Source organism: Micromonospora sp. CPCC 206171, from assembly GCF_036906755.1.
Taxonomy (GTDB): domain Bacteria; phylum Actinomycetota; class Actinomycetes; order Mycobacteriales; family Micromonosporaceae; genus Micromonospora; species Micromonospora purpureochromogenes.
This window is the reverse complement of the sequence record NZ_JBAKHT010000003.1, coordinates 364156-385116: the sequence shown is the minus strand read 5'-3', so window position 1 is coordinate 385116 and position 20961 is coordinate 364156. Positions and strand designations below refer to the sequence as shown.

The following is a 20961-nucleotide window of genomic DNA, read 5'->3' as shown; positions in this document are numbered from 1 at the left end:
GTTGCCCACCCGCTGGGCGGTTCGCGGGAGAACGCCGATTCCACCGCCACGACCGCCGTCGGAGCGTGAGAGTGCGGGGGGAGGTGTGGCGAGATGGCGCGGCGACCGGGCGACGAGGACGAGGCCGACAGCGGCACCGTCGTCACCCCGTCGGCCGAGTTCCCGCCGCTCGCCCCGGAGGAGCTGGGCACCCTGCGCCGGATCGGTGAGCGCTGGCGCGCCGACCATCCCGGTGAGCTGCCGATCGACCCGACCCTCGGTCGGCGCGGGGGACACCCCACCCCGACCCGTTTCGGCCGGCTGGCCCCGATCGCCATGTTCCGCCGGGAGCAGCCGGACGAACTGGTCGCCACCGAACCGGCCAACCTGCCCGGCACCCGGTTCGGCCGGGCGCTGACCCGGCTGCGCCGGGCCGTTTTCGGGCCGCCGCTGTCCAGCGCGGCGGTGCTCTACGAGCGGATGCGCAAGCTGGTGGCGCTGCCGGTGCTCTCCTCCGACCTGCTCAGTTCGGTGGCGTACGGGCCGGAGGCGATGCTGGCCGTGCTGGTGCTGGCCGGCAGCGCGGCGTTGGGGCTCTCCCTGCCGCTGGCCGCCGCGCTGGTGGTGCTCATGATCGCCGTCGGCGTCTCCTACCGGCAGACCATCCACGCCTACCCGCACGGCGCGGGGTCGTACATCGTCGCGGGGGACAACCTGGGCGCCGGGGCGGGGCTGACCGCCGCGGCCGGGCTGATCCTCGACTACGTGCTGACCGTGGCGGTCTCGGTGGCCGCCGGGGTGCACGCGGTCACCTCGGCGCTGCCCGGGCTGGCGCCGTTCGCCGTCCCGCTCGGGGTGCTGGTGATCGCGGTGCTGCTCGCCGGGAACCTGCGCGGGGTCCGGACCGCCGGCAACATCTTCGTGCTCCCCACGTACGCCTTCGTGGTCGCCCTGCTGGCGTTGCTGGTGGTCGGCTACCTGCGGGTGGCCGGGCGCGGCTTCACGCCGGTGCCGCCGCCGGCGGTGCCGGCGGTCGAGGGGCTCGGCCTGCTGCTGGTGCTGCGGGCCTTCGCCTCGGGCGCGGTGTCGATGACCGGCATCGAGGCGGTTTCCAACGCGGTCCCGGCGTTCCGCCCGTCGGAGTGGCGCAACGCCCGCACCACGCTCGGCTGGATGGTGGCGATGCTGGTGCTGCTCTTCGCCGCGCTCACCCTGCTGTTCCACCTGGCCGGCCTGGTGCCGAGGGCGGACCAGACGCTGCTGTCCCAGCTCGCCCGCAGCACCTTTCCGACCGGCCCCTGGTACGGCCTGATCCAGGCCGCCACCGCGCTGATCCTGATGCTGGCGGCGAACACCGCCTTCAACGACTTCCCCCGGCTGCTGTTCTTCATGGCCCGGGCCGGCCACGCGCCGCGCCGCTTCCTGCACATGGGGGACCGGCTGGCCTTCAGCAACGGCCTGGTCGCCCTCGCCGCGACCGCCGCGCTGGTCTTCGTCGCCTTCGGCGGGTACACCGAGGCGCTGATTCCGCTCTACGCGGTCGGGGTGTTCCTCGCCTTCACCCTCTCCCAGGCCGGGATGGTGGTGCACTGGCGCCGCCGGCGCGCGGCCGGCTGGCGGCGCCGGCTGGCGGTCAACGCGGTCGGCGCCACGCTCTCCGGGCTGGTGCTCGTCACCGCGGCGGTCGCCAAGTTCACCGAGGGCGCCTGGGTGGTGGTGATCGCCGTACCGCTGCTGGTGCTGCTCTTCCACCGGGTGCACCGGCACTACCGGAACCTGCACGCCGCGCTGGCCCTGCACCCGCCGCCGGTCGCGCCCGTCGCCGCCGGGCCCGCCGAGGGCGAGGAACTGCCCCAACAGGTACGCCACCTGGTGGTGGTCCCGATGGCCCGGCTCAACCGGGCGTCGCTGCGCGCCCTGGCGTACGCGGTGTCGCTGGGCCAGCCGACGCTGGCGGTGCACATCGCGCCGGAGGAGGCGGAGGCGGACCGGTTCCGTGAGCAGTGGAGGGCCTGGGGGGACCACGTGCGGCTGGAGACCATCGTGTCGCCGTACCGGGCGGTGATCGGGCCGCTGGCGCACTACCTGGAGGCGCTGCACGACAGCGGGCCGGAGCTGGTGCTGACCGTGATCGTGCCGGAGGTGGTGCTGCGCCGGAGCTGGCACCGCCCGCTGCACAGCCGGACCGAGCAGCGGCTGCGCCGCGCGTTGCGGCCGCTGTCGGGGGTGGTGGTCACCAGCGTCCCGGTGCACCTCAGCGAGTGACCGCCGGGCGGTCAGCGGTCGTGGACCTCGATCACCCGGGTGGTCGGTGCCGCGTCGCCGATCGCGGCCCGCTGGGCCAGCCGGTCCGGGTCGGCCAGGAACCCCGCCAGCCCGGCCCGCGAGGCGAACCGGATGAGGTGCACCTCGGTCCGGTCGTCGGTGCTGTGCCACCGCCGTTCCAGCCGTCCGCCGTGCCGGCCGAGCAGCCCGAGCACGGCGTCCTCGTACCGGTGGCCGGCGTCGACGGCGTCGGGTGCCAGGTCGACCACCGCCACCAGGAGCAGGCCCTCGCCCGGCGCGCTCATCCGTCGAGGCCGACGGCCTCGGCGCTGGCCGTCCAGAGCCGGGCGGCGAGCTGTGGGTCGGCTGCCTTGCGCAGCGGCCGGCGCAGCTTCCGGTCGGCGTAGTAGGCGCCGTCGACCAGCCGGGACGGATCCTGGTTGGCCAGCCAGACCAGCGTCTCCGCGCCCCGCTCCGGGCTGCGGAACGGCAGCAGCCGCATGCCGAGGGCGACCAGCCGGCTGTCCGCCCCGAACCGGGTCCGCACCACGCCGGGGTGGAAGCAGTACGACCGGACGTCCGGCCAGCGCCGGGCCGCCTCCGCGGTGAACAGGATGTTCGCCTGCTTGCTGGTGCCGTACGCGCGGACCGGCCGGTACGGGTGCAGCGTGGCGTTCAGGTCGTCCGGGTCGAGCGCCCCGCTGCGGTGCGCGCCGGAGGCCGTCACCACCATCCGGCCGACCCGGTCGGCCAGCAGGTTGCTCAGCAGGAACGGGGCCAGGTGGTTGGCCTGCATCGAGAGTTCGAAGCCGTCCACGGTGGTGAGCGGTTCCAGCACGATCGCCCCGGCGTTGTTGGCCAGCACGTCGATCCGGTCGTACGCGGCCCGTAGCCGCTCGGCGAGCCCGCGTACGTCGTCGAGCACCGCGAAGTCGGCGCGGAACAGCTCGGGGCGCTCGCCGCAGGCCTCGCGTACCCGGTCGCCGGCCGCCTGGAGCCGGGCCGGGTCCCGCCCGACCAGCACGACCCGGTCGCCCCGGCGGGCCAGGGCCGTCGCGGCGGCCAGGCCGATGCCGGAGCTGGCCCCGGTCACCACCACGGTCCGGCGGCCAGTGAGATCTTCCACAGGTCCATTCACCCCGGTCACGGCACGAGGTTACCGTGGCGTCACAACGCCCTTTGGGATCGTTAAGTTCTCGTTCTCGTCATCCAGGTGGCGTCGGCGTGCCCGCCGGACGCTGGAAGGAGCGCATCCTATGGCCGCAGTCGGTCGCCCCCGCCGGTCCTGCCTCGCCGTGCCGGGTTCCAGCGTGAAGATGCTCGGCAAGGCCCAGGGCCTCCCCGCCGACCAGGTCTTCCTCGACCTGGAGGACGCGGTCGCCCCGCTGGCCAAGCCGGACGCCCGCAAGAACATCGTCGCCGCGCTCAACGAGGGCGACTGGGCCGGCAAGACCCGGGTGGTCCGGGTCAACGACCTGACCACCCCGTGGACCTACCGGGACGTCATCGAGGTGGTCGAGGGCGCCGGCGCGAACCTCGACTGCATCATGCTGCCGAAGGTGCAGAACGCCGCCCAGGTGCAGTGGCTGGACCTGACGCTGACCCAGATCGAGAAGACCCTGGGCCTGGAGGTCGGCCGGATCGGCATCGAGGCGCAGATCGAGAACGCCGCCGGCCTGGTCAACGTCGACGCCATCGCCGCCGCCTCGCCCCGGGTGGAGACCATCATCTTCGGCCCGGCCGACTTCATGGCCTCGATCAACATGAAGTCGCTGGTGGTCGGCGCGCTGATCCCGGACTACCCGGGCGACCCCTACCACTACATCCTGATGCGGATCCTGATGGCCGCCCGGATGCACGACAAGCAGGCCATCGACGGCCCGTTCCTGCAGATCCGCGACGTCGACGCGTTCCGCGAGGTGGCCAAGCGCTCCGCGGCGCTGGGCTTCGACGGCAAGTGGGTGCTGCACCCCGGCCAGATCGACGCCGCCAACGAGGTCTACCAGCCGGCCCAGGCCGACTACGACCACGCCGAGCTGATCCTCGACGCGTACGAGCACTACACCTCGGAGGCCGGCGGCAAGCTCGGGGCGGTGATGCTCGGCGACGAGATGATCGACGAGGCGTCCCGCAAGATGGCCCTGGTGATCGCCGCCAAGGGGCGCGCCGCCGGGATGACCCGCACCTCCAGCTTCACCCCGCCCTCCGAGTGAGCCGTACGCCGCCGCCCCGGGCGACCGGGGCGGCGGCACCGGTCAGTAGGTGCTGCTGTCGTAGGTCGACGGGTCCTGGTTCGCCAGCCAGACGAAGAACACCACGATGGCGATGGTGGCCAGCAGCGCGATCACGGTGGCGATCCAGCCCACGATGATGCCGGCGGTGGCGAAGCCCTCGCCGCCTTCACCCCGCTCGCGGATCTGCTTGCGGGACACGTGGCCGAGGATCGCGCCGATGAGCCCGATCCAGCCGCCGAGCCCGTAGCCGCAGAGGCCGAGCGCGCCGAGGATCGAGACGACCATCGCGGCGATGGCCAGACCGTTGGTCTGCGGGGCGGGCGGGTAGCCGTACCCGGGGTAGCCGGTCGGGGGCGGGTAGCCGTGCGGCTGGTACGGATCGACCGGCGCCGCCTGCGGCGGCACGGCGGCGGCGTACGGGTCCGGCGGGGCGTACGGGTCCCGGCCCGTCGGCTGCGCCGGGATCGGTTGGCCGCTGACCGGCTGTGTCGGGTCGCCGGCCGGGTTGCTCCAGCCGCCGCCGGGCGGTGGGGGATAGGTCATCAGGTCTCTCCGTCGCGTGTGGGTGCGCCGTCAGGGTAGTCATGACCGGACAAACCCGAGGTCCCCGTGGTGCCGCGTTGCCCGGGACGTCGCGAGCGGGCAGGATCTCGGCATGGCTATCGACGCGCGTGGTGCCGACCGTTCCGGCAGCCGACCGAGGCGGGACGTGAGCCGCCCCGGCCTGGCCCGGCGCACCCGCGCCGTCGCCACGGCCGGGCCGGACGACCAGGACGAGCCGGTGCCGGTGGCCGAACCGGTCACCATGCGGTTGGACGGGCGGGTCGCCCTGGTCACCGGTGCGGGCAGCCCCGACGGCATCGGGTACGCGACCGCGCGCCGGCTGGCCGACCTGGGCGCCCGGGTGGCGATCGTCTCCACCACCCGGCGGATCCACGAACGGGCCGGCGAGCTGGGCGTGACCGGCTTCGTCGCCGACCTCACCGACGAGTCCGAGGTCGGCGCGCTCGCCGACGCGGTGGCCGAGCAGCTCGGCGACGTCGAGGTGCTGGTCAACAACGCGGGCCTGGCCAGCCGGGCCAGCCCCGAGGTGCTGCGCCCGGTGGCCCAGCTCAGCTACGACGAGTGGCGCGGCGAGATCGACCGGAACCTGACCACCGCGTTCCTGTGCAGCCGCGCCTTCATCGGTGGGATGGCCGAGCGGGGCTGGGGGCGGATCGTGAACCTGGCGGCCACCGCCGGGCCGGTGAACGCGCTGCCCACCGAGGCGGCGTACGCGGCGGCCAAGGCCGGCGTGGTCGGGCTGACCCGCGCCCTGGCGATGGAGATGATCGCCGACGGGGTGACCGTGAACTCGGTGGCCCCGGGCACCATCTACACGGCGGCCTCGACGGTGGCCGAGATCAAGCAGGGGATGGGCACCCCGGTCGGGCGCCCCGGCACCCCCGACGAGGTGGCCGCCGCCATCGCCTTCCTCTGCTCGCCGGCCGCGTCCTACATCACCGGGCAGATGCTGGTGGTGGACGGCGGCAACAGCGTCCGTGAGGCGCAGTTCCGCTGACCCCGCCGAGGTCAGTTGTAGGTGCCGCCGCCGTCGGAGTTGGCCCAGATGGCGAGGCCGATCCAGCCGCAGCAGACGAGCAGGCCGATCGCGGTGAAGACGTAGCTGAGGATCAGCCCCCAGGTGGCGAGCTGGTCACCGTCCTCGCCGGTCCGCCGGATCTGCCGCTTCGCCAGGTGGCCGAGGACGATCCCGGCCGGGGCGAAGACGAAGGCGAAGACCAGCGACAGGATCGCCATGGTGTTCGGCCCGCCGCCGCCTCCCGGTGGCGGGCCGTACTGGCCGTACGGGCCCTGCGGCGGGTACGCCGGCTGCTGCGCCCACTGCTGGTGCTCCTGCGGCTGCCCCCACTGCGGCTGATTCGGCTGCTGGCCCCACTGCGGCTGGTCCGGTTGCCGGCCCCACTGTTGCTGTTCGGGCTGCTGGCCCCACTGGGGCAGCCCGGAGGGCTGGCCCGGCTGCTCGTACGGCGACGGCGGCTGCTCCGGCTCGCCGGGTGGTGGATGACTCACGTCCGTTCGCCTCCTCCGCCGCAGGTCACAGCGCCTCTCTCTTGCGGACGCTACCCGCAGCGGTGAACCTTTTCACAGCGGTTGTGTGGACTGGTCACCTTGGCCTCGACGGTCCCGGGGCCGATACTGACCGAGCGTTCAGTTACCCATGAGTAATGCGCCGATCCCCCGGAGGCTGAGATGGCCAGACTCGCCCAGACGCCCGGCCTGACCGACGTGCAGCGGTCGATCCTGGAAACCGTCCGGGAGTTCGCCGACAAGGAGATCATTCCGCACGCGCAGCGGCTGGAGCACGCCGACGAGTACCCGACCGACATCCTCGACGGGATGCGGGAGATGGGCCTGTTCGGTCTCACCATCGACGAGGAGTACGGCGGCCTGGGCGAGTCCCTGCTGACCTACGCGCTGGTGGTCGAGCAGCTGTCGCGGGGCTGGATGTCGATCTCCGGCATCGTCAACACCCACTTCATCGTGGCGTACCTGATCTCCCAGCACGGCTCCGCCGAGCAGAAGGCCCGGCTGCTGCCGAAGATGGCCACCGGCGAGGTGCGCGGCGCGTTCTCGATGTCAGAACCGGAGACCGGTTCGGACGTCTCGGCCATCAAGTCCAGGGCCGTCCGGCAGGGCGACAACTACGTCCTCAACGGCCAGAAGATGTGGCTGACCAACGGGGCGTACTCGTCGGTGGTGGCCACCCTGGTCAAGACCGACACCGGCGCCGAGTCGGTCTACGGCAACATGAGCACCTTCCTGCTGGAGAAGGAGCCCGGCTTCGGCGAGACCGCGCCCGGCCTGACCATCCCCGGCAAGATCGACAAGATGGGCTACAAGGGCGTCGAGACCACCGAGATGGTGCTCGACGGCGTCACCGTCCCCGCGTCCGCCGTCCTCGGCGGCGCGGACCAGGTCGGCCGCGGCTTCTACCAGATGATGGACGGCATCGAGGTCGGCCGGGTGAACGTGGCCGCCCGGGCCTGCGGCATCTCCATCCGCGCCTTCGAGCTGGCTGTCCAGTACGCCCAGCAGCGCCGCACCTTCGGCCAGCCGCTCGCCAAGCACCAGGCCATCGCTTTCAAGCTCGCCGAGATGGGCACCAAGATCGAGGCCGCCCACGCGCTGATGGTCAACGCCGCCCGACTCAAGGACGCCGGCCAGCGCAACGACGTCGAGGCCGGCATGGCCAAGCTGCTCGCCTCGGAGTACTGCGCCGAGGTCGTCCAGGAGGCGTTCCGCATCCACGGTGGCTACGGCTACTCCAAGGAGTACGAGATCGAGCGGCTGATGCGGGAGGCACCCTTCCTGCTCATCGGCGAGGGCACCTCGGAGATCCAGAAGACCATCATCTCCCGCGGCCTGCTCAAGGAGTACAAGCTCTGAGGCGGTGCGCCGGTCACCGTCCGGCCGGCTCGGCAGCCGGCTCCGGGGCGGTGACCGGCCCGCCCGCCAGCACGTACGGGCGGGACCGGTACTCCTCGATCGCGGCGGCGAGCCGCTGCTCGGGCACCGCGGTGTCCCGACCGCCGACCACCGGCGCCGGCTCCAGCGACGGCCACCGGACCGGTCGCAGCCGTACCCCGTTCAGCCGGCCGTCCCGCTTGTGCAGGCTGACCCGGTCGATGTTGGACCAGTCGTAGGACTGGCTGCCGTAGCGGATCCCGCCGGCGGTCAGCGCCAACCGGCCGGTGAACCGCGCCTCCTGGTAGGCGATCCGTCCCACCGCCGCCGCCGCGCCGAGGACCAGCAGTGTCCGGACGATCCGGCCCCACTCCCGATCGCTCGGGAACCACGAGGTGATCACCAACGCCGGCCCGGTCACCAGGGTCAGGTCCGCCAGGAGATCCGTCCAGCCGGCCAGCGACCGGCGGGCCACCAGTCCGGGCTCGACCGCGTCCCGGCCGGCCACCCGGGCCGTCCAGGTCAGCCGGCCGTTCCGCCGCGGCCACCAGCGCCGTCCCAGTTGGTGCAGGCCGAACATCAGCCAGGCGACGCAGGCGAAGCCGTCGAAGGTCGCGGACCGGGACAGCGCCAGCAGCGGCGTGGCCACCGCCACCGCGACCACCGCGGCGACGGCCAGGGAGAGCAGGCGGCGCGACCTGAGCCCGTCCCGGGCCGGGGGCAGGCGCGGCGTCCGCAGCAGAGGCATGGGCGCAGGGTACGGTCCGGCCGCCAGCACGGGCTGGCCGACCGAACCCGGCCGCTCAGCCCAGCCGGGTCAGCCCGGCGGCGGCGCGCTCCACGATCAGGCAGCGGTCCTCGACGTAGTCCATGCCCGCCTCCTCGGCGATCCGCCGCGCCTGCGCCGAGACGATGCCCAGTTGCAGCCACACCGCCGGCGCGCCGATCGCCGCGGCGTCCCGGACCACCTGCACGGCGTCCGACGCCGGCCGGAACACGTCCACCAGATCGACCGGGTGCGGGATGTCGGCCAGCGACGCGTACGCCCGCTCGCCGAAGAGTTCGTCGACCGTCGGGTTGACCGGGATGATCCGCCAGCCGTACCGCTGCATCTGCAACGGCACGCTGTGGGCGGCCTTACGGGGGTCGCGGGACGCGCCCACGACGGCGATCACGGCCGAGTCGGCGAGGATCTGCTGAGCGGTACGCACCCGCCGACTCTAACCTCACCGGGGCGGTGGCCCGCCGACTACAGCAGCGACAGTTGCTCGGCGGCGGGCGGTGCCTCGGGGGCCGGCAGCCGCCGGTTGTCGCCTCGCTCGCCCCGGTGCAGCCCGTGCCGGCGCGCCGCGATCCGCACCCGCGCGGTCAACTCCCGCTGGTACGCCTGCGGCGCGTACGCGCCTGCCCGGTAGAGCTCGCGGTAACGCGGCACCAGGTGCGGGAACTCCCGGGCCAGCCAGTGCGCGTACCACTCGCGGGCGCCGGGTCGGAGGTGCAGCGCCATCGGGGTCACGCTGGCCGCCCCGGCCGCCGCCACCGCCGCCACCGTCGCGTCGATCGACTCGTCGCTGTCGCTGAGCCCGGGCAGGATCGGCGCCATCAGCACGCCGACCTCGAAACCCGCGTCGGTGAGTGCGCGCACCGCGTCGAGTCGCCGGCGCGGGCTCGGGGTGCCCGGCTCGACCGCCCGCCACAGCGCCTCGTCGACGAACCCCACCGAGTACGAGACGCCCACCCGGGTCACCTCGGCGGCCTGGCGCAGCAGCGGCAGGTCCCGCAGGATCAGCGTGCCCTTGGTCAGGATGGAGAACGGGTTGGCGAAGTCGCGCAGCGCCTCGATGATCGGCGGCATCAACCCGTACCGCCCCTCGGCCCGCTGGTAGCAGTCCACGTTGGTGCCCATCGCGATGTGCGCGCCGCGCCAACGCGGGGCCGCCAGCTCCCGCCGGACCAGCTCGCCGGCGTTGACCTTGACGATCACCTTGCGGTCGAAGTCCGCACCCGCGTCGAGGTCCAGGTAGGTGTGGGTGTTGCGCGCGAAGCAGTTGTGGCTCACCACGCCGTTGGCGATGAAGTCGCCGGTGCCGGTGGTGATGTCCCAGAGCGGAAGCTCCAGCCCGAGTGCCTCGATGCTCGTCACCCTGAGCCGGGCCTGACACTTCAGCGCGGCTCCCTCGATCGACCGCTTGCGGCTGATGGCGGGATCGGTCAGATGGAAGAAGCGGAGCCGCTCCGGCAGACCGCCGGTCAGGCGCAGTTGCCTGACGCGGTTCGGTCGCCCTGGATCCTCGAGCACGGCCCTGAAGCCGAAGCGGCTCAGGGCCGCCGCCGTCTGTTCGATGATCGTGTCGTCGCCGTTGCTGATCCTCAGTGCGCCCCGGCTGCAGCTTCCCTCCGCGTCGAAGATGCCGGCGAGGAAGCCGAGCCGCCAGTCGTCGGTCGGGTCCGCGGGCCATCGGATCAGGTCGCTGATCATTTGGACGTGCCGCCGCTTCGACGTGCGGATGCCGGCCATCGCCTGCCGGTTGCGCGTGACCGCTGAGAAGGAGAAGCGATGTGTCTCGACATCAGCCTCGCTGAGGTAGCGCTCCGTCCTTCGCAACGCTTCGTCGTCGATCAGCGCCAATCGGAACTGGTGCACGGTCCCGTAGGAATAGCTGTGGGTGCCGAGGTGGGCGTCTCCCCGCACCATGCCGCAGAGGTAGCCACGGCGGTAGTCGGCGGACTCCTTGGGGCCGGTCGCGAAGCGGCCGGTGCCGATCAGGCGGTTGTTGGTGGTCAGGTACGGGCGCTGCCCGCGGCCGTTCATCGCTCCCGTGACGTACTTCCAACCCCGCTCGGACAGGAAGCGGTGGTCACCGCTGGCGATCAGCGAGGTGCCGTCCTCCAGGGTGACGCGGTAGGCGGGCTTCGTCGTCGACCACTTGTCGAGGACGGTGGTCACGACGTAGCGGCGGTAGGCCCCCTCTTGGGCGGTGCCGTAGATCCGGTCGCCCGGCTCCAACTCGCTGATCGGCTTCGTGCGACCGTCCGCCATCAGGATCGGGGTTTCACCCGAGATGCAGTACACACATGCATGGCTGCATCCCCGGTACGGGTTGATCGTCCACTCGAACGGGACGCGGGACGCGCCGGGCACCTTGTTGATGATCGACCTGGCCCGCACCTCGTAGAAGGTCATGCCGGCGAAGCCGGGGGTGTCGAAGGTGCGGGCGATCGCGCCGGGCAGCGCCAGCGGCAGGGGTGGAGTCGCTGGCGCTGACCCGTCGGGATGCCCCTCGTCCGGGGGAGCGGAGAGGTTCTCCCAGCGCATGACCCTCATTCGAACATGTGTACGAGGAGAGTGCAAGTGACCCGCCGGACACCGGCTCCCGCCCGCCGGGCGGCGGGTGGAGGATGGAGCGATGGAGAGGTCGACCTTCGTCTACGACGGGGACTGCGCGTTCTGCACCCGGTGCGCCGAGTTCATCGAGCGGCGCATCCCGACCGGCGCCCGGGTGGTGCCGTGGCAGTTCGCCGACCTCGCCGCGCTCGGGCTGACCGAGGCCGAGTGCGAGGAGGCGGTCCAGTGGGTCGGCGCGGACGGCTCCCGCGCCGCCGGGCCCGACGCCATCGCCCGGCTGCTCGGCGACAGCGGTCCGCTCTGGCGGGTGGCCGGCGCGGGGCTGCGCGTCCCGCCGGTCCGCCGCGCGGCCTGGCCCGCGTACCGCTGGGTGGCCCGCAACCGGCATCGGCTTCCCGGCGGCACCGCCGCCTGCGCGCTGCCCCAGGAGGCGCGGGAGCGCCTGTACGGCCCGAGCGGCCGCCCCACCACCGACGCCTGACCCGCCGCCGGGCTACGGCGTCGCCGGCCCGACCGCCGGTGCCGGGCCGGGCACCGGCGGCGCCGCAGCGGGTACGTCGTCCGGTGCGGACGCCGGCCCCAGGTCCTTCCGCGCCAGGTCGGACGGCGCGGTGCCGTCGCGCCGACGGGTGATCAGCCGGCGGGCCCACACCACCGGCCTGATCCGCTCCAGCGGCAGGAAGCTCGTCATCGCCACCAGGTGCGGCGCGAACGAGATGGTGATCGTCGCGATGGTCACCAGGTGGAACGAGTAGAAGAAGCCGACCGTGGCCGCCCGCCAGCGCTCCGGCAGCAGGAACACCACGGGGCTGAGGAACTCGAAGGCGAGGATGCCGAACTGGGCGACGATCAGCAGGTACGGCACCTGCGCGATCAGGTCGGCGAAATCGGTGCCGCGCCGGATGATGGCCCGGGCGAGCACCGAGCCGGTCGCCCAGTCCGGCCCGCCGAAGCGCAGCTTGGCCCAGGCGGCGAGGAAATACGTGCAGATCACGGCGATCTGGGTGACCCGCAGCGCCCAGCCGCCGGCCTCGGTGCGGGTCGGGTCGCCGTGCCGGGCGCGGCCGGCGGTGGGCAGGGCGGCCAGCGCGACGAGGAGCCCGATCCGGTCGTGGTCGACCTTCCCGTAGCTCATCGCGATGATCATCCACTCGAAGTAGAGCGCGAAGACCGACCAGCCGAGCAGCCGGGGCGCGCGGCCGGTCGCGGCGAGCAGGGCCAGTGGCAGCAGCGTCCAGAAGATGGCCGCGACCATGGTGGGGGTCGGGGTGGGTAGCGGGAGCAGCCGGCCGATCAGCAACGGCTGGTAGAGCTCGCCCGGGACGTCGACCCGGGTGCGTACCCACGGGGTGAAGACGACCAGGTCGGCGGCGACGAAGAGGTAGATCAGGGTGCGGAAGGCGGCCACCCGGCCGCGGGGGACCGCCTCGGTCAGCCAGCGGGTCACCGTGCCTCCCGCCAGCGCACCGTGGTCTCGTCGGTCCACCGTCCGGTGGGCCGGCCCTGGTGGATGCCGTACCAGCGGATCACGATGCGGACCTCGACCAGTTCCGGCGCGCCGGGGTGGCGTTCGGCGTACGCGTCGGCGACCTGCCGCAGCAGCGTCGGGTCGGCGGCGTAGCGGTCCTGCTGGCCCTCGATCTCGGCGCGGCGGATGCCGGTGGCGTCCTGGCCCAGCGCGATCACCGCGCCGGTGCGGTCGACGCCCTCCACCCGGGTGTCGGGGGCGGGCGCGTTCGGTGGCTCCGACGTGGAGTACATCCGGAACGGCCCGAACGGGAAGTGATCGTCGACCCCCCAGAGGGTGCCGGTGAGCAGCAGGGCCAGGCCGAGCGCGGTCGCGCCCAGCCGGACCGCGCGGCCGCGGGGGGTCAACGTCTCCATCGGGTCGTGACGATACGGGATCGGGACGTCACGACGGTGTCCCTGCGCGGTCCACCGCCGGCCCTGCGTGTCGGCGGGTACGCCGACGGCCGGACCCCCTGCTGGGGCCCGGCCGTCGTGGGTGGTGCTCAGTGCTTGTGGTCGGCCAGCTGCTTGCGTACGTCGTCCATGTCGAGGGCCTGGACCTGCTCGATCAGGTTCTCCAGCGCCGACTCGGGCAGCGCGCCCGGCTGGGCGAAGACGATCACGCCGTCCCGGATCGCCATGATCGTCGGGATGGAGCGGATGTCGAACTTCGCGCCGAGCTCCTGCTGCGCCTCGGTGTCGACCTTGCCGAAGACGATGTCCGGGTGCTTCTCCGAGGAGCGCTCGTAGACCGGGGCGAACCGCTTGCACGGGCCGCACCACTCGGCCCAGAAGTCGACCAGAACGATGCCGTCGCTCCCGGTCACCTCGTCGAAGTTGGCCGTGGTCAGCTCAACCGTTGCCATTGCACTCTCCGATCAGCGGATTGCTTTTTCGTCCCGTAGAACCAGGGCAGCCCTGGTTGAATTCCCGACCCGGGCGGGCCGAAACCGGCGCGGTCCCGGGTGGCGCCGGCCGGCGGTCGGGCAACCCATCGAACCGCATCTGTCGATCCCGCGCTGCGGAACGCAAATGCACTGCGCACTTGCGTCACCTCCCGTGATGGGAGCGTTTCCAAGGAGATCCGCGTCACCCTCCGGTACGAATCGGTAACTTCAGCCTTGACAAGGGGTGATTGCGCCGCTAGAGATCGCGTAGCACGGTGCCGTCGACTACTCACAGTGATGTCACAAAAGGGTAAATGTGACGTCCGTCTCTGTCGATGTGTCCACCTCGTACGGCAGAATCTCAAGCATCAGAGCGTGGGCGGCGGGTGCCGGGGAGGGCCCCGCCGCTCATTGCGTCTCCCCCCGGATGCGCCCGGTGTGACATTTCCACTCGGCCTCCGCCCCCGTCATCGCCTTAACCACCGGTAAGGCATGCTGTGCCGAACTCCATCGCCGCCCGTCGAAGGGGACAAGGATGCAGTTCGGCCGCTACTTCGAGGAGTTCGAGGTCGGCGCGGTCTACCGGCACTGGCCCGGCAAGACCGTGACCGAGTACGACGACCACCTCTTCTGCCTGCTCACCATGAACCACCACCCGCTGCACATGGACGCGCACTACGCCGAGTCGGCGAGCCAGTTCAAGCGCAACGTGGTGGTCGGCAACTACATCTACTCGCTGCTCCTCGGTATGTCCGTACCGGACGTCAGCGGTAAGGCGATCGCCAATCTCGAGGTGGAGTCGCTGCGGCACGTCGCGCCGACCTTCCACGGCGACACCATCTACGGCGAGACCACCGTGCTGGACAAGCGCGAGTCCGGGTCGAAGCCGGACCGGGGCGTCGTCGCGGTGGAGACCCGCGGCTACAACCAGGACGGCACCCTGGTCTGCGTCTTCCGGCGCAAGGTCATGGTCCCCAAGAAGGAGTACGCCGCCGCGGCGGTGCCGGACGGCGTCGACCCGGAACGGCCGAGCTTCCCCGAGCCCCGCTGACCGCAGCCTCGACGGGGCCCCTTCCCACCGTGTTCTGGTTGGGAAGGGGCCCTTTTCGCGATCCGGGGCATATGCTGACGCCGGAGGTCTGAGATGAGCCACTCCCTCGCCGGAGAGCCGCCCTCTGCCGGACGCCGTGCCGCACCGCTGACCACCGCCGTCTACTCCGCCGCCGAGTGGGACCTGCTCACCACCCTGCCCGGCCGGGTGCTCGTGGCCGCCGCCTCCCCCACCCCCGGCCGCCCGCCCCGCGGCGTCGCCGCCGGGCTCGCCGGGCTCGACGCCGTGGCCGCCGGACGGGCCTCCGACAGTGACCTGGTGCGCGCCGTCGTCACCGCCATCTACGCCCGCCACGACGGCGCGCCGGCCCAGACCGACCGGCTCGCCGACCTGGTCGACCTCCTCGCCGCCTGCCGGGCCGCGGTACGCGTACTCGGCCGGCGGGCCGACCCGGCCGACTCGGCCGCGTACCGGCAGTGGGTGGAGTCGGTGGCCGCCCGGGTCTGCCGGGCCGGCGATCCGCCCGGTCCCGCCGACCGACGGTTGCTGGACCGGCTCGGTGGTGCCCTGGGGCTGCGGTGACCGGGGTGGCGTCCGGCGTTGCCCCGGCCGGCCGTACCCTCTTGTGACCGTGACCGAGGACCAGCTCGACGTGGGTGTCGGACCGTGGCCCGGCGACCCGCCGGACGACCCGCGCTACGACCCGGAGTTGCTCGCCGCCGGCGACCGGCGCAACGTGGTCGACCGCTACCGGTACTGGCGGCGCGAGGCCGTCGTCGCCGACCTGGACGAGCGCCGGCACGACTTCCATGTGGCGATCGAGAACTGGCAGCACGACTTCAACATCGGCACGGTGGTCCGCAACGCCAACGCCTTCCTCGCCGCCGAGGTGCACATCGTCGGGCTGCGCCGGTGGAACCGGCGCGGCGCCATGGTGACCGACCGCTACCAGCACGTCCGGCACCACCCGACGATCGAGGAGTTCGTCGCCTGGGCCGCCGGGCGGGACCTGCCGGTGGTGGGCATCGACAACCTGCCCGGCTCCCGGCCGCTGGAGACCACCACGCTGCCCCGCCGCTGCGTGCTCCTCTTCGGCCAGGAGGGACCGGGCCTGTCCGACCCGGCCCGCGCCGCCTGTGACCAGCTCTTCTCCATCGCCCAGTACGGCTCGACCCGGTCGATCAACGCCGGCGTGGCCAGCGGCATCGCCATGCACGCCTGGATCCGCGCCCACGCCGGCCCGCCGCCCGGCTGAGGCCGCCCGAGGCTCGCCGGAGGGAAACGGCCGCTCCGCTTGACGGGCCGCTGGCAGGGGGCCACGGTGGGGATGTGAGTGTCGTGGTGAGTTGTCCGAGGTGCGCCGGTCAGGTCCGGCTCCCCGACCTGATGCACCCCGAGTCGCGGTGCGCGCGGTGCGGCCCGGTCGCGCCGCTGCACGTACCGGAGCACATCGGAGCCGAGATCATGGCGAGCGTGGTCGACCGCGTCGTCGCCGACGAGAAGGCCGAGCGGCCCCGGGTGCCGCTCTGGTGTCCGTGGCCGCTGCCGCAGGGTTGGACGGTCACCGGGGTCGGCTGGGCCGGGGACGACCCCTCCGGCGTACGGGCCACGGCGGTCGCCTGCGCCGGTCCGGCGCCGCTGGGCGGGGGACCGGCCGAACTGCTGCTGGTGGCCGAGGAGCCGGGCGTCGGGCTGGGCGCCCGCTTCGCCGGGGTGTCCGGGCCGGACCCGGGGCCCGAACTCGCGGCGGCGCTCACCGGCCCCGGCCCCGGGCTCGGCCACCCGGAGCACGTCGAGCCGGCTCGGATCAAGGTCGGTGGCCACCCGACTCCACTGTGGCTGGTGAATTCGGCCGCGGATCGAAGCGCGTACGCGGGCGAGGCTCGGGGAATGTGGCTGCATGCGATAGCCTGGCCGGCGAGCGCGGGTCACCTCCTCGCGGAAGACGTCGTCCTGCACGACCTTTCCGAGTGGACACCGCCCGAGCTCGTGTACGGCGCACCGTCACCCAACCTGCACGGCAGGGCCTGACCGCCCTGACGGACATGTCAGGGAACGGACGCAGATATTCACTGTACGACACCATACTGATACTCTGGGTGCCGCTGCGGTAAACGGACCCGGCCCCGCGCGAGAGGATGGCCCGCTATGGTCAAGAAGGTCCTCACCTGGGCCGGCGTCGCATTCTTGATCTTCTTCGTCGCCTACCGGCCGAACTCCGCCGCGGACGTCTTCAAGTCGCTCGGCGGCGGCATCATGGACATCGCCCAGGGTTTCGGCGACTTCTTCACCAGCCTCGTCGCCTGACCGCCCATGGGCAGCCCCTCCGGACCCCCCTTCGATCCCGACGATCCCGACCGGGAGCGCCGGGAGCGGGACACCGAGCCGATCCCGCGGTTCCGTCCCGACGACGGTCCGGGTTACGGCTCCGGCCCGGGCCTGGGCGACGGTCCGTCCCTTTCGGACGACATCGGCTACGGCGAGGGGCCCGGATACGCCGGTGAGGGCCGCTCCGGGCGGACCTGGGCGCGCGACCCGGAGGCCGGCTACCAGCAGGCCACCATCTCCGAGGAGGAGTTGGCCGGGCTGCGGGTGGACGCCTCCGGCATGCCGATGGGTCCCCGGCGGGTGCTGCCCCTGGAGGACGAGCCCAGCTCACTGGTCGCCCGCTACCTCTTCCCCACCGAGCGCTACCGCGGCGAGTGGAAGCGGCACTGGATCCACCTCGCCACCCCGATCGTCGTCGGCATCGCCGCGACCTTCATCCTCGGCTACCTCTCCGGCTTCCTCGCCGGGCAGGACGTCGGCGCCCTCACCACCGTCGCGGTGCTGCTCTGGTTCGCGGTGATGGGCTGGGTCGCCTGGCGGGTCGCCGACTGGTGGTACGACCGCTTCATCCTCACCAACAAACGGGTCATGGTCGTCAACGGCATCATCACCCGCCGGGTCGCCATGATGCCGCTGGTCCGGGTCACCGACATGAAGTACGAGCAGACCCCGACCGGGCGCGCGCTCAACTACGGCACCTTCGTGCTGGAGTCGGCGGGCCAGGAGCAGGCGCTGCGGGAGATCAAGAACCTGCCCAACCCGAACGAGCTCTACCTGCGTGTGGTCGAGGAGATGTACGAGCCGCAGGCGGTCGAGGCGCGGCTGGGCAAGGAGGCCGACGAGGCCAAGGCCGACGACGGCGCCTGAAGCTTTTCGTCCGTTCATCGGAGGAACTGCGAACCTTTCGCCGTCGACCCCGCCGCCTCGGCCATGGCACCCTACCTGCAGCAACGGGTGCGGAGGTGACGCGTGGCCGAGCGGGACCCGCTCGAGGAGGAGTTCCGCGACTTCGTCGCGGCGCGCTCCAGTGCCCTGCTGCGCACCGCGTACCTGCTGGCGGGGGACTGGGCCACCGCCGAGGACCTGCTCCAGACCGCGCTGACCAAGACGTACCTGGCCTGCAAGCGGCTCGGCGGGATCGAGGCGATCGAGCCGTACGCCCGGCGGGTCATGGTCAACACCTCGACCAGTTGGTGGCGGCGGCGCTGGCACGGTGAACGCCCCACCGAGGTGCTGCCCGAGCGGGCCGGGGCCGACGAGATCGAGCAGCAGCTCGACCGGGACGTGCTGTGGCGGCACCTGACCGCGCTGCCCGCCCGGCAGCGGGCCGTGCTGGTCCTGCGCTTCTACGAGGACATGTCGGAGGCGCAGACCGCCGCGCTGCTGGAGATCTCGCCCGGCACGGTGAAGAGCCAGACCTCCCGTGCGCTGGCCACCCTGCGCCGTCGACTCGGCGAGGAGGCGGCCCGGGAACTGCCGGAGACGGCGACCCCGACCGAAGGGCGGCCCGCGTCGTCCGGGGCGGCTGCGGTCGTACCCCCGGAACCGGCCGGCCCACGGCGTGCCCCGCAGGCCGGGCGACCGGGGCGGACGGCCGGGAGCGGCGCGACCATCCCGTCGCCCCGCCCGGCCGAGGCCCGCGGCGCCGTCCGGGACGTGCCCGCCGGAGCGGGTCGGCGGCCCGAACTGCCCGCGCCCGGTGCCGTCCGCCCCCGGGCGGCCGTCCCGGCGGAGACCCGGTGAAGCCGACCCCGGCCGCCCGGGACAACCAGACCGGCGGCCCGGAGCGTCCAATGGCTGTGACGCAGGACGACCTGGAGCGGGCGCTGCGGGAGACCTTCTCCCGCCGGGTCGCCGTGCCTCCGCCGATGGCCGCCGATCCGGCGGGGCTGGCCATCGGCCGGGCCCGGCGGGTCCGCCACCGGCGGACCCTGACCGGGCTGTCGCTGGCCGCGGTCGCCACGGCGGCGGTGACCGCCGGGATGGCGCAACTCGGAGGCCACCCCGGCCGCTCCACCACGCCCACCGTGGTGCTCGGCGACCCGCGCGGCGGCGCCACCGCGGCCGCCTGGCCGGTCGCCCCCGATCCACCGGCCCCACGCGCCGAGGGAGAGGTCGAACTGATCGTCGGCGGTGCGCTGGTCACCGCCGAGGGAAAGCGGTACGACCTGGGCATCGGCCCGGTCGAACGGGCCCAGCGGCTGCCCGAGCACAGCGGCTGGCTGGTGGTGGGGGCACCCACCCCGGCCGGACGCACCCTCTGGGTCGTGCCGTCCGGCGACGCCCCGCAGGTGCTGCTGGCCGGTGCCGAAGCGGTCGTGCTCAGCCCGGACGGCCGGCAGGTCGCCTGGCGGGACGGCGACGGGCTCTTCGCGGCCGGCCTGATCGCCAACCGGCTTCTCGCCACCGCCGGCACGACCGCCGCGCACGGCGCCGCGCCGGTCCGCTTCATCGGCGACCGCGTCCTGGTGCGCTCCCGCACCGGCGGCCACCTGCTGTGGCGGCCCGCCGCCGGTCCGCTGCCCGACGGCGACCGCCGGGTCCTCGACGTCTACGGCGCACTGCCCGACGGCCGGCCCGTCGGGCGGGTGCCCGCCGACGGGAACCCGGGCCGGTCCTGCCTGGCGGTGCTCGACCCGGCCGATCTCGCGCCGACCGCCACCGGCTGCGCGGCGCCGCTGGCCGGGGACGGCCTCGGGGCCGTCTCGCCCGACGGTCGGTGGCTGCTGGTCAACGGCCGTACCGGCGGGACCGACGGCGCGCTCCTGGTCGACCTCACCGGCCCGGAACCGGGCCACGCCGCCCGGGCCGCCGGCCCGACGATCAGCGGCGACGTGGCCTGGAACGGCGCCACGACGGCCGCGTACGTCGACCGGGGCGGGGCGCTGGCGCGGGTCGACCCCGACAAGGTCCTGGCCGGGGGACGGGCCTCCACCACGATGCTGAGCGGGGTCACCTCGGGGGAGCGCCCGGTCGTGGTGGCCGGCGTCTCCTGACGGCCGGGCGGTAGCGTCGGAGCGTGATCTCGCGCCCGGCGATCGACCTGCACACCCACTCCACCGCCAGCGACGGCACGCTGAGCCCGGCCGAGCTGGTCCGCGCCGCCGCCGACGCCGGGCTGGACGTCGTCGCCATCACCGACCACGACACCACCGCCGGTTGGGACGCCGCGGTGCGGGCGCTGCCCCCCGGTCTCACCCTGATCCGGGGCGCGGAGATCTCCTGCCGGTGGCACGGGGTCGAGCCGGCCGTGCCGCTGCACCTGCTCGCGTACCTCTTCGATCCGGACCACCCGGAGCTCGTCGCCGAGCTGGCCCGGGTGCGGCTCGCCCGCGAGGTGCGCGGCGAGCGGATCGTCGAGCTGCTGCGCGCCGACGGGATCGACATCAGCTGGCCGGAGATCATGGCCGCGGCCGGCGGCGGGACGGTCGGCCGGCCGCACATCGCCGCGGCGCTCATCCGGGCCGGCCTGGTCGCCACCACCACCGAGGCGTTCGGGGCGGACTGGCTGGGTGAGCGCTACCGGCTGCCGAAGGAGGACGTGGACGTGTTCCGGGCGGTCGAGCTGATCCGGGCGGCCGGGGGCGTACCGGTCTTCGCCCACCCCCGGGCGACCCGGCGGGGCCGGATCGTGCCGGACGAGCTGATCGTCGAGCTGGCCGCGGCCGGGCTGGCCGGCCTGGAGGCCGACCACGAGGACCACTCCCCGGCCGAGGCCGCGCACGTGCGCGCGCTCGCTGCCGAGCTGGGCCTGCTGGTGACCGGCTCGTCGGACTTCCACGGCACGCACAAGACCGTCCGGCTGGGCGCGCACACCACCGCGCCGGAGGCGTACGAGCGGATCGTCGCGGCGGCCTCCGGGGTGACCGGGGTCGCTTCCGGGTGATCCGCGTT

At 73.2% G+C, this 20961-nt stretch carries 24 protein-coding genes; 14 read left to right on the top strand and 10 right to left on the bottom strand.

Features of this window, described 5'->3' with window-relative positions:
- Window positions 1-93 precede the first annotated feature (93 nt).
- The gene (locus V6U89_RS06875) at window positions 94-2244 is read left to right on the top strand and encodes an APC family permease (RefSeq protein WP_334569788.1); all 2151 of its coding nucleotides are present in this window, start codon (window positions 94-96) and stop codon (window positions 2242-2244) included.
- A gap of 11 nt (window positions 2245-2255) precedes the next feature.
- Here the strand turns inward: V6U89_RS06875 and V6U89_RS06870 are convergent, their stop codons facing one another.
- Window positions 2256-2549 (bottom strand): hypothetical protein, encoded by a 294-nt coding sequence (locus V6U89_RS06870; RefSeq protein ID WP_334569787.1) that lies wholly within the window; start codon window positions 2547-2549, stop codon window positions 2256-2258.
- Window positions 2546-3370 (bottom strand): SDR family NAD(P)-dependent oxidoreductase, encoded by an 825-nt coding sequence (locus V6U89_RS06865; protein ID WP_334569786.1) that lies wholly within the window; start codon window positions 3368-3370, stop codon window positions 2546-2548. The genes V6U89_RS06870 and V6U89_RS06865 overlap by 4 nt, the downstream gene beginning before the upstream one ends.
- A 130-nt stretch (window positions 3371-3500) precedes the next feature.
- Here V6U89_RS06865 and V6U89_RS06860 point away from each other — a divergent pair, with 130 nt between their 5' ends.
- Window positions 3501-4457: an HpcH/HpaI aldolase/citrate lyase family protein gene (locus V6U89_RS06860; protein ID WP_088964118.1), complete on the top strand. Its 957-nt coding sequence runs from the start codon at window positions 3501-3503 to the stop codon at window positions 4455-4457.
- A 42-nt stretch (window positions 4458-4499) separates the two neighbouring features.
- On the opposite strand, the gene V6U89_RS06855 is transcribed toward V6U89_RS06860, so the two are convergent.
- The gene (locus tag V6U89_RS06855) at window positions 4500-5021 is read right to left on the bottom strand and encodes a DUF4190 domain-containing protein (RefSeq protein WP_334569785.1); all 522 of its coding nucleotides are present in this window, start codon (window positions 5019-5021) and stop codon (window positions 4500-4502) included.
- Between the two features lie 112 nt (window positions 5022-5133).
- Between V6U89_RS06855 and V6U89_RS06850 the strand changes: the two genes are divergently transcribed.
- Complete coding sequence (locus V6U89_RS06850; protein WP_334569784.1) at window positions 5134-6039, top strand: SDR family NAD(P)-dependent oxidoreductase; 906 nt, start codon at window positions 5134-5136, stop codon at window positions 6037-6039.
- A gap of 11 nt (window positions 6040-6050) precedes the next feature.
- Here the strand turns inward: V6U89_RS06850 and V6U89_RS06845 are convergent, their stop codons facing one another.
- Window positions 6051-6551: a DUF4190 domain-containing protein gene (locus V6U89_RS06845; protein WP_334569783.1), complete on the bottom strand. Its 501-nt coding sequence runs from the start codon at window positions 6549-6551 to the stop codon at window positions 6051-6053.
- A gap of 180 nt (window positions 6552-6731) precedes the next feature.
- Here V6U89_RS06845 and V6U89_RS06840 point away from each other — a divergent pair, with 180 nt between their 5' ends.
- The gene (locus tag V6U89_RS06840; protein ID WP_334569782.1) at window positions 6732-7928 is read left to right on the top strand and encodes an acyl-CoA dehydrogenase family protein; all 1197 of its coding nucleotides are present in this window, start codon (window positions 6732-6734) and stop codon (window positions 7926-7928) included.
- 13 nt (window positions 7929-7941) lie between these two features.
- On the opposite strand, the gene V6U89_RS06835 is transcribed toward V6U89_RS06840, so the two are convergent.
- From V6U89_RS06835 to V6U89_RS06825, 3 genes are read right to left on the bottom strand one after another with little or no spacing between them, the layout of a single operon-like run.
- A complete protein-coding gene (locus V6U89_RS06835; protein WP_334569781.1) occupies window positions 7942-8694 on the bottom strand; it encodes a hypothetical protein in 753 nt (250 codons plus the stop codon).
- A gap of 55 nt (window positions 8695-8749) precedes the next feature.
- Complete coding sequence (locus tag V6U89_RS06830; RefSeq protein WP_334569780.1) at window positions 8750-9157, bottom strand: CoA-binding protein; 408 nt, start codon at window positions 9155-9157, stop codon at window positions 8750-8752.
- A gap of 38 nt (window positions 9158-9195) precedes the next feature.
- Window positions 9196-11262 carry an intein-containing Rv2578c family radical SAM protein gene (locus tag V6U89_RS06825; RefSeq protein ID WP_334569846.1) on the bottom strand — a complete coding sequence of 689 codons (2067 nt, stop codon included), beginning with the start codon at window positions 11260-11262 and terminating at the stop codon, window positions 9196-9198.
- Window positions 11263-11353: 91 nt separating this feature from the next.
- On the opposite strand from V6U89_RS06825, the gene V6U89_RS06820 reads away from it, so the two are divergent.
- A complete protein-coding gene (locus tag V6U89_RS06820) occupies window positions 11354-11773 on the top strand; it encodes a thiol-disulfide oxidoreductase DCC family protein (RefSeq protein ID WP_334569779.1) in 420 nt (139 codons plus the stop codon).
- Between the two features lie 12 nt (window positions 11774-11785).
- Here the strand turns inward: V6U89_RS06820 and V6U89_RS06815 are convergent, their stop codons facing one another.
- The 3 genes from V6U89_RS06815 to trxA all read right to left on the bottom strand — a co-directional run bounded on the left by V6U89_RS06815 (window position 11786) and on the right by trxA (window position 13667).
- On the bottom strand, window positions 11786-12739 hold the full coding sequence (locus tag V6U89_RS06815; RefSeq protein WP_334569778.1) for an HTTM domain-containing protein: 954 nt from the start codon (window positions 12737-12739) through the stop codon (window positions 11786-11788).
- Entirely contained in the window at window positions 12736-13176 is a 441-nt protein-coding gene (locus V6U89_RS06810; protein WP_334569777.1) for a hypothetical protein, read from the bottom strand. Before V6U89_RS06810 ends, V6U89_RS06815 begins: the two co-directional genes overlap by 4 nt.
- Before the next feature lie 128 nt (window positions 13177-13304).
- Window positions 13305-13667, bottom strand: a complete 363-nt coding sequence (trxA, locus tag V6U89_RS06805; RefSeq protein ID WP_154939829.1) for a thioredoxin — start codon at window positions 13665-13667, stop codon at window positions 13305-13307.
- Window positions 13668-14223: 556 nt separating this feature from the next.
- On the opposite strand from trxA, the gene V6U89_RS06800 reads away from it, so the two are divergent.
- The 9 genes from V6U89_RS06800 (at window position 14224) to V6U89_RS06760 (ending at window position 20953) form a co-directional block, all read left to right on the top strand.
- Window positions 14224-14739: a MaoC family dehydratase gene (locus tag V6U89_RS06800; protein ID WP_179802973.1), complete on the top strand. Its 516-nt coding sequence runs from the start codon at window positions 14224-14226 to the stop codon at window positions 14737-14739.
- Between the two features lie 93 nt (window positions 14740-14832).
- Window positions 14833-15321, top strand: coding sequence for a hypothetical protein (locus tag V6U89_RS06795; protein WP_334569776.1), 489 nt, complete (start codon window positions 14833-14835; stop codon window positions 15319-15321).
- Window positions 15322-15370: 49 nt separating this feature from the next.
- Window positions 15371-15994, top strand: coding sequence for a TrmH family RNA methyltransferase (locus V6U89_RS06790; RefSeq protein WP_280839222.1), 624 nt, complete (start codon window positions 15371-15373; stop codon window positions 15992-15994).
- A 74-nt stretch (window positions 15995-16068) separates the two neighbouring features.
- Window positions 16069-16770, top strand: a complete 702-nt coding sequence (locus V6U89_RS06785) for a DUF6758 family protein (protein ID WP_334569775.1) — start codon at window positions 16069-16071, stop codon at window positions 16768-16770.
- Window positions 16771-16887: 117 nt separating this feature from the next.
- Window positions 16888-17046 (top strand): hypothetical protein, encoded by a 159-nt coding sequence (locus tag V6U89_RS06780; RefSeq protein WP_170285364.1) that lies wholly within the window; start codon window positions 16888-16890, stop codon window positions 17044-17046.
- Between the two features lie 6 nt (window positions 17047-17052).
- Entirely contained in the window at window positions 17053-17934 is an 882-nt protein-coding gene (locus V6U89_RS06775) for a PH domain-containing protein (protein WP_280839223.1), read from the top strand.
- A 102-nt stretch (window positions 17935-18036) separates the two neighbouring features.
- Complete coding sequence (locus V6U89_RS06770) at window positions 18037-18810, top strand: SigE family RNA polymerase sigma factor (protein WP_334569774.1); 774 nt, start codon at window positions 18037-18039, stop codon at window positions 18808-18810.
- 50 nt (window positions 18811-18860) lie between these two features.
- Complete coding sequence (locus tag V6U89_RS06765; RefSeq protein ID WP_334569773.1) at window positions 18861-20063, top strand: hypothetical protein; 1203 nt, start codon at window positions 18861-18863, stop codon at window positions 20061-20063.
- 26 nt (window positions 20064-20089) lie between these two features.
- The gene (locus V6U89_RS06760; RefSeq protein WP_334569845.1) at window positions 20090-20953 is read left to right on the top strand and encodes a PHP domain-containing protein; all 864 of its coding nucleotides are present in this window, start codon (window positions 20090-20092) and stop codon (window positions 20951-20953) included.
- The last annotated feature ends 8 nt before the right edge of the window (window positions 20954-20961 follow it).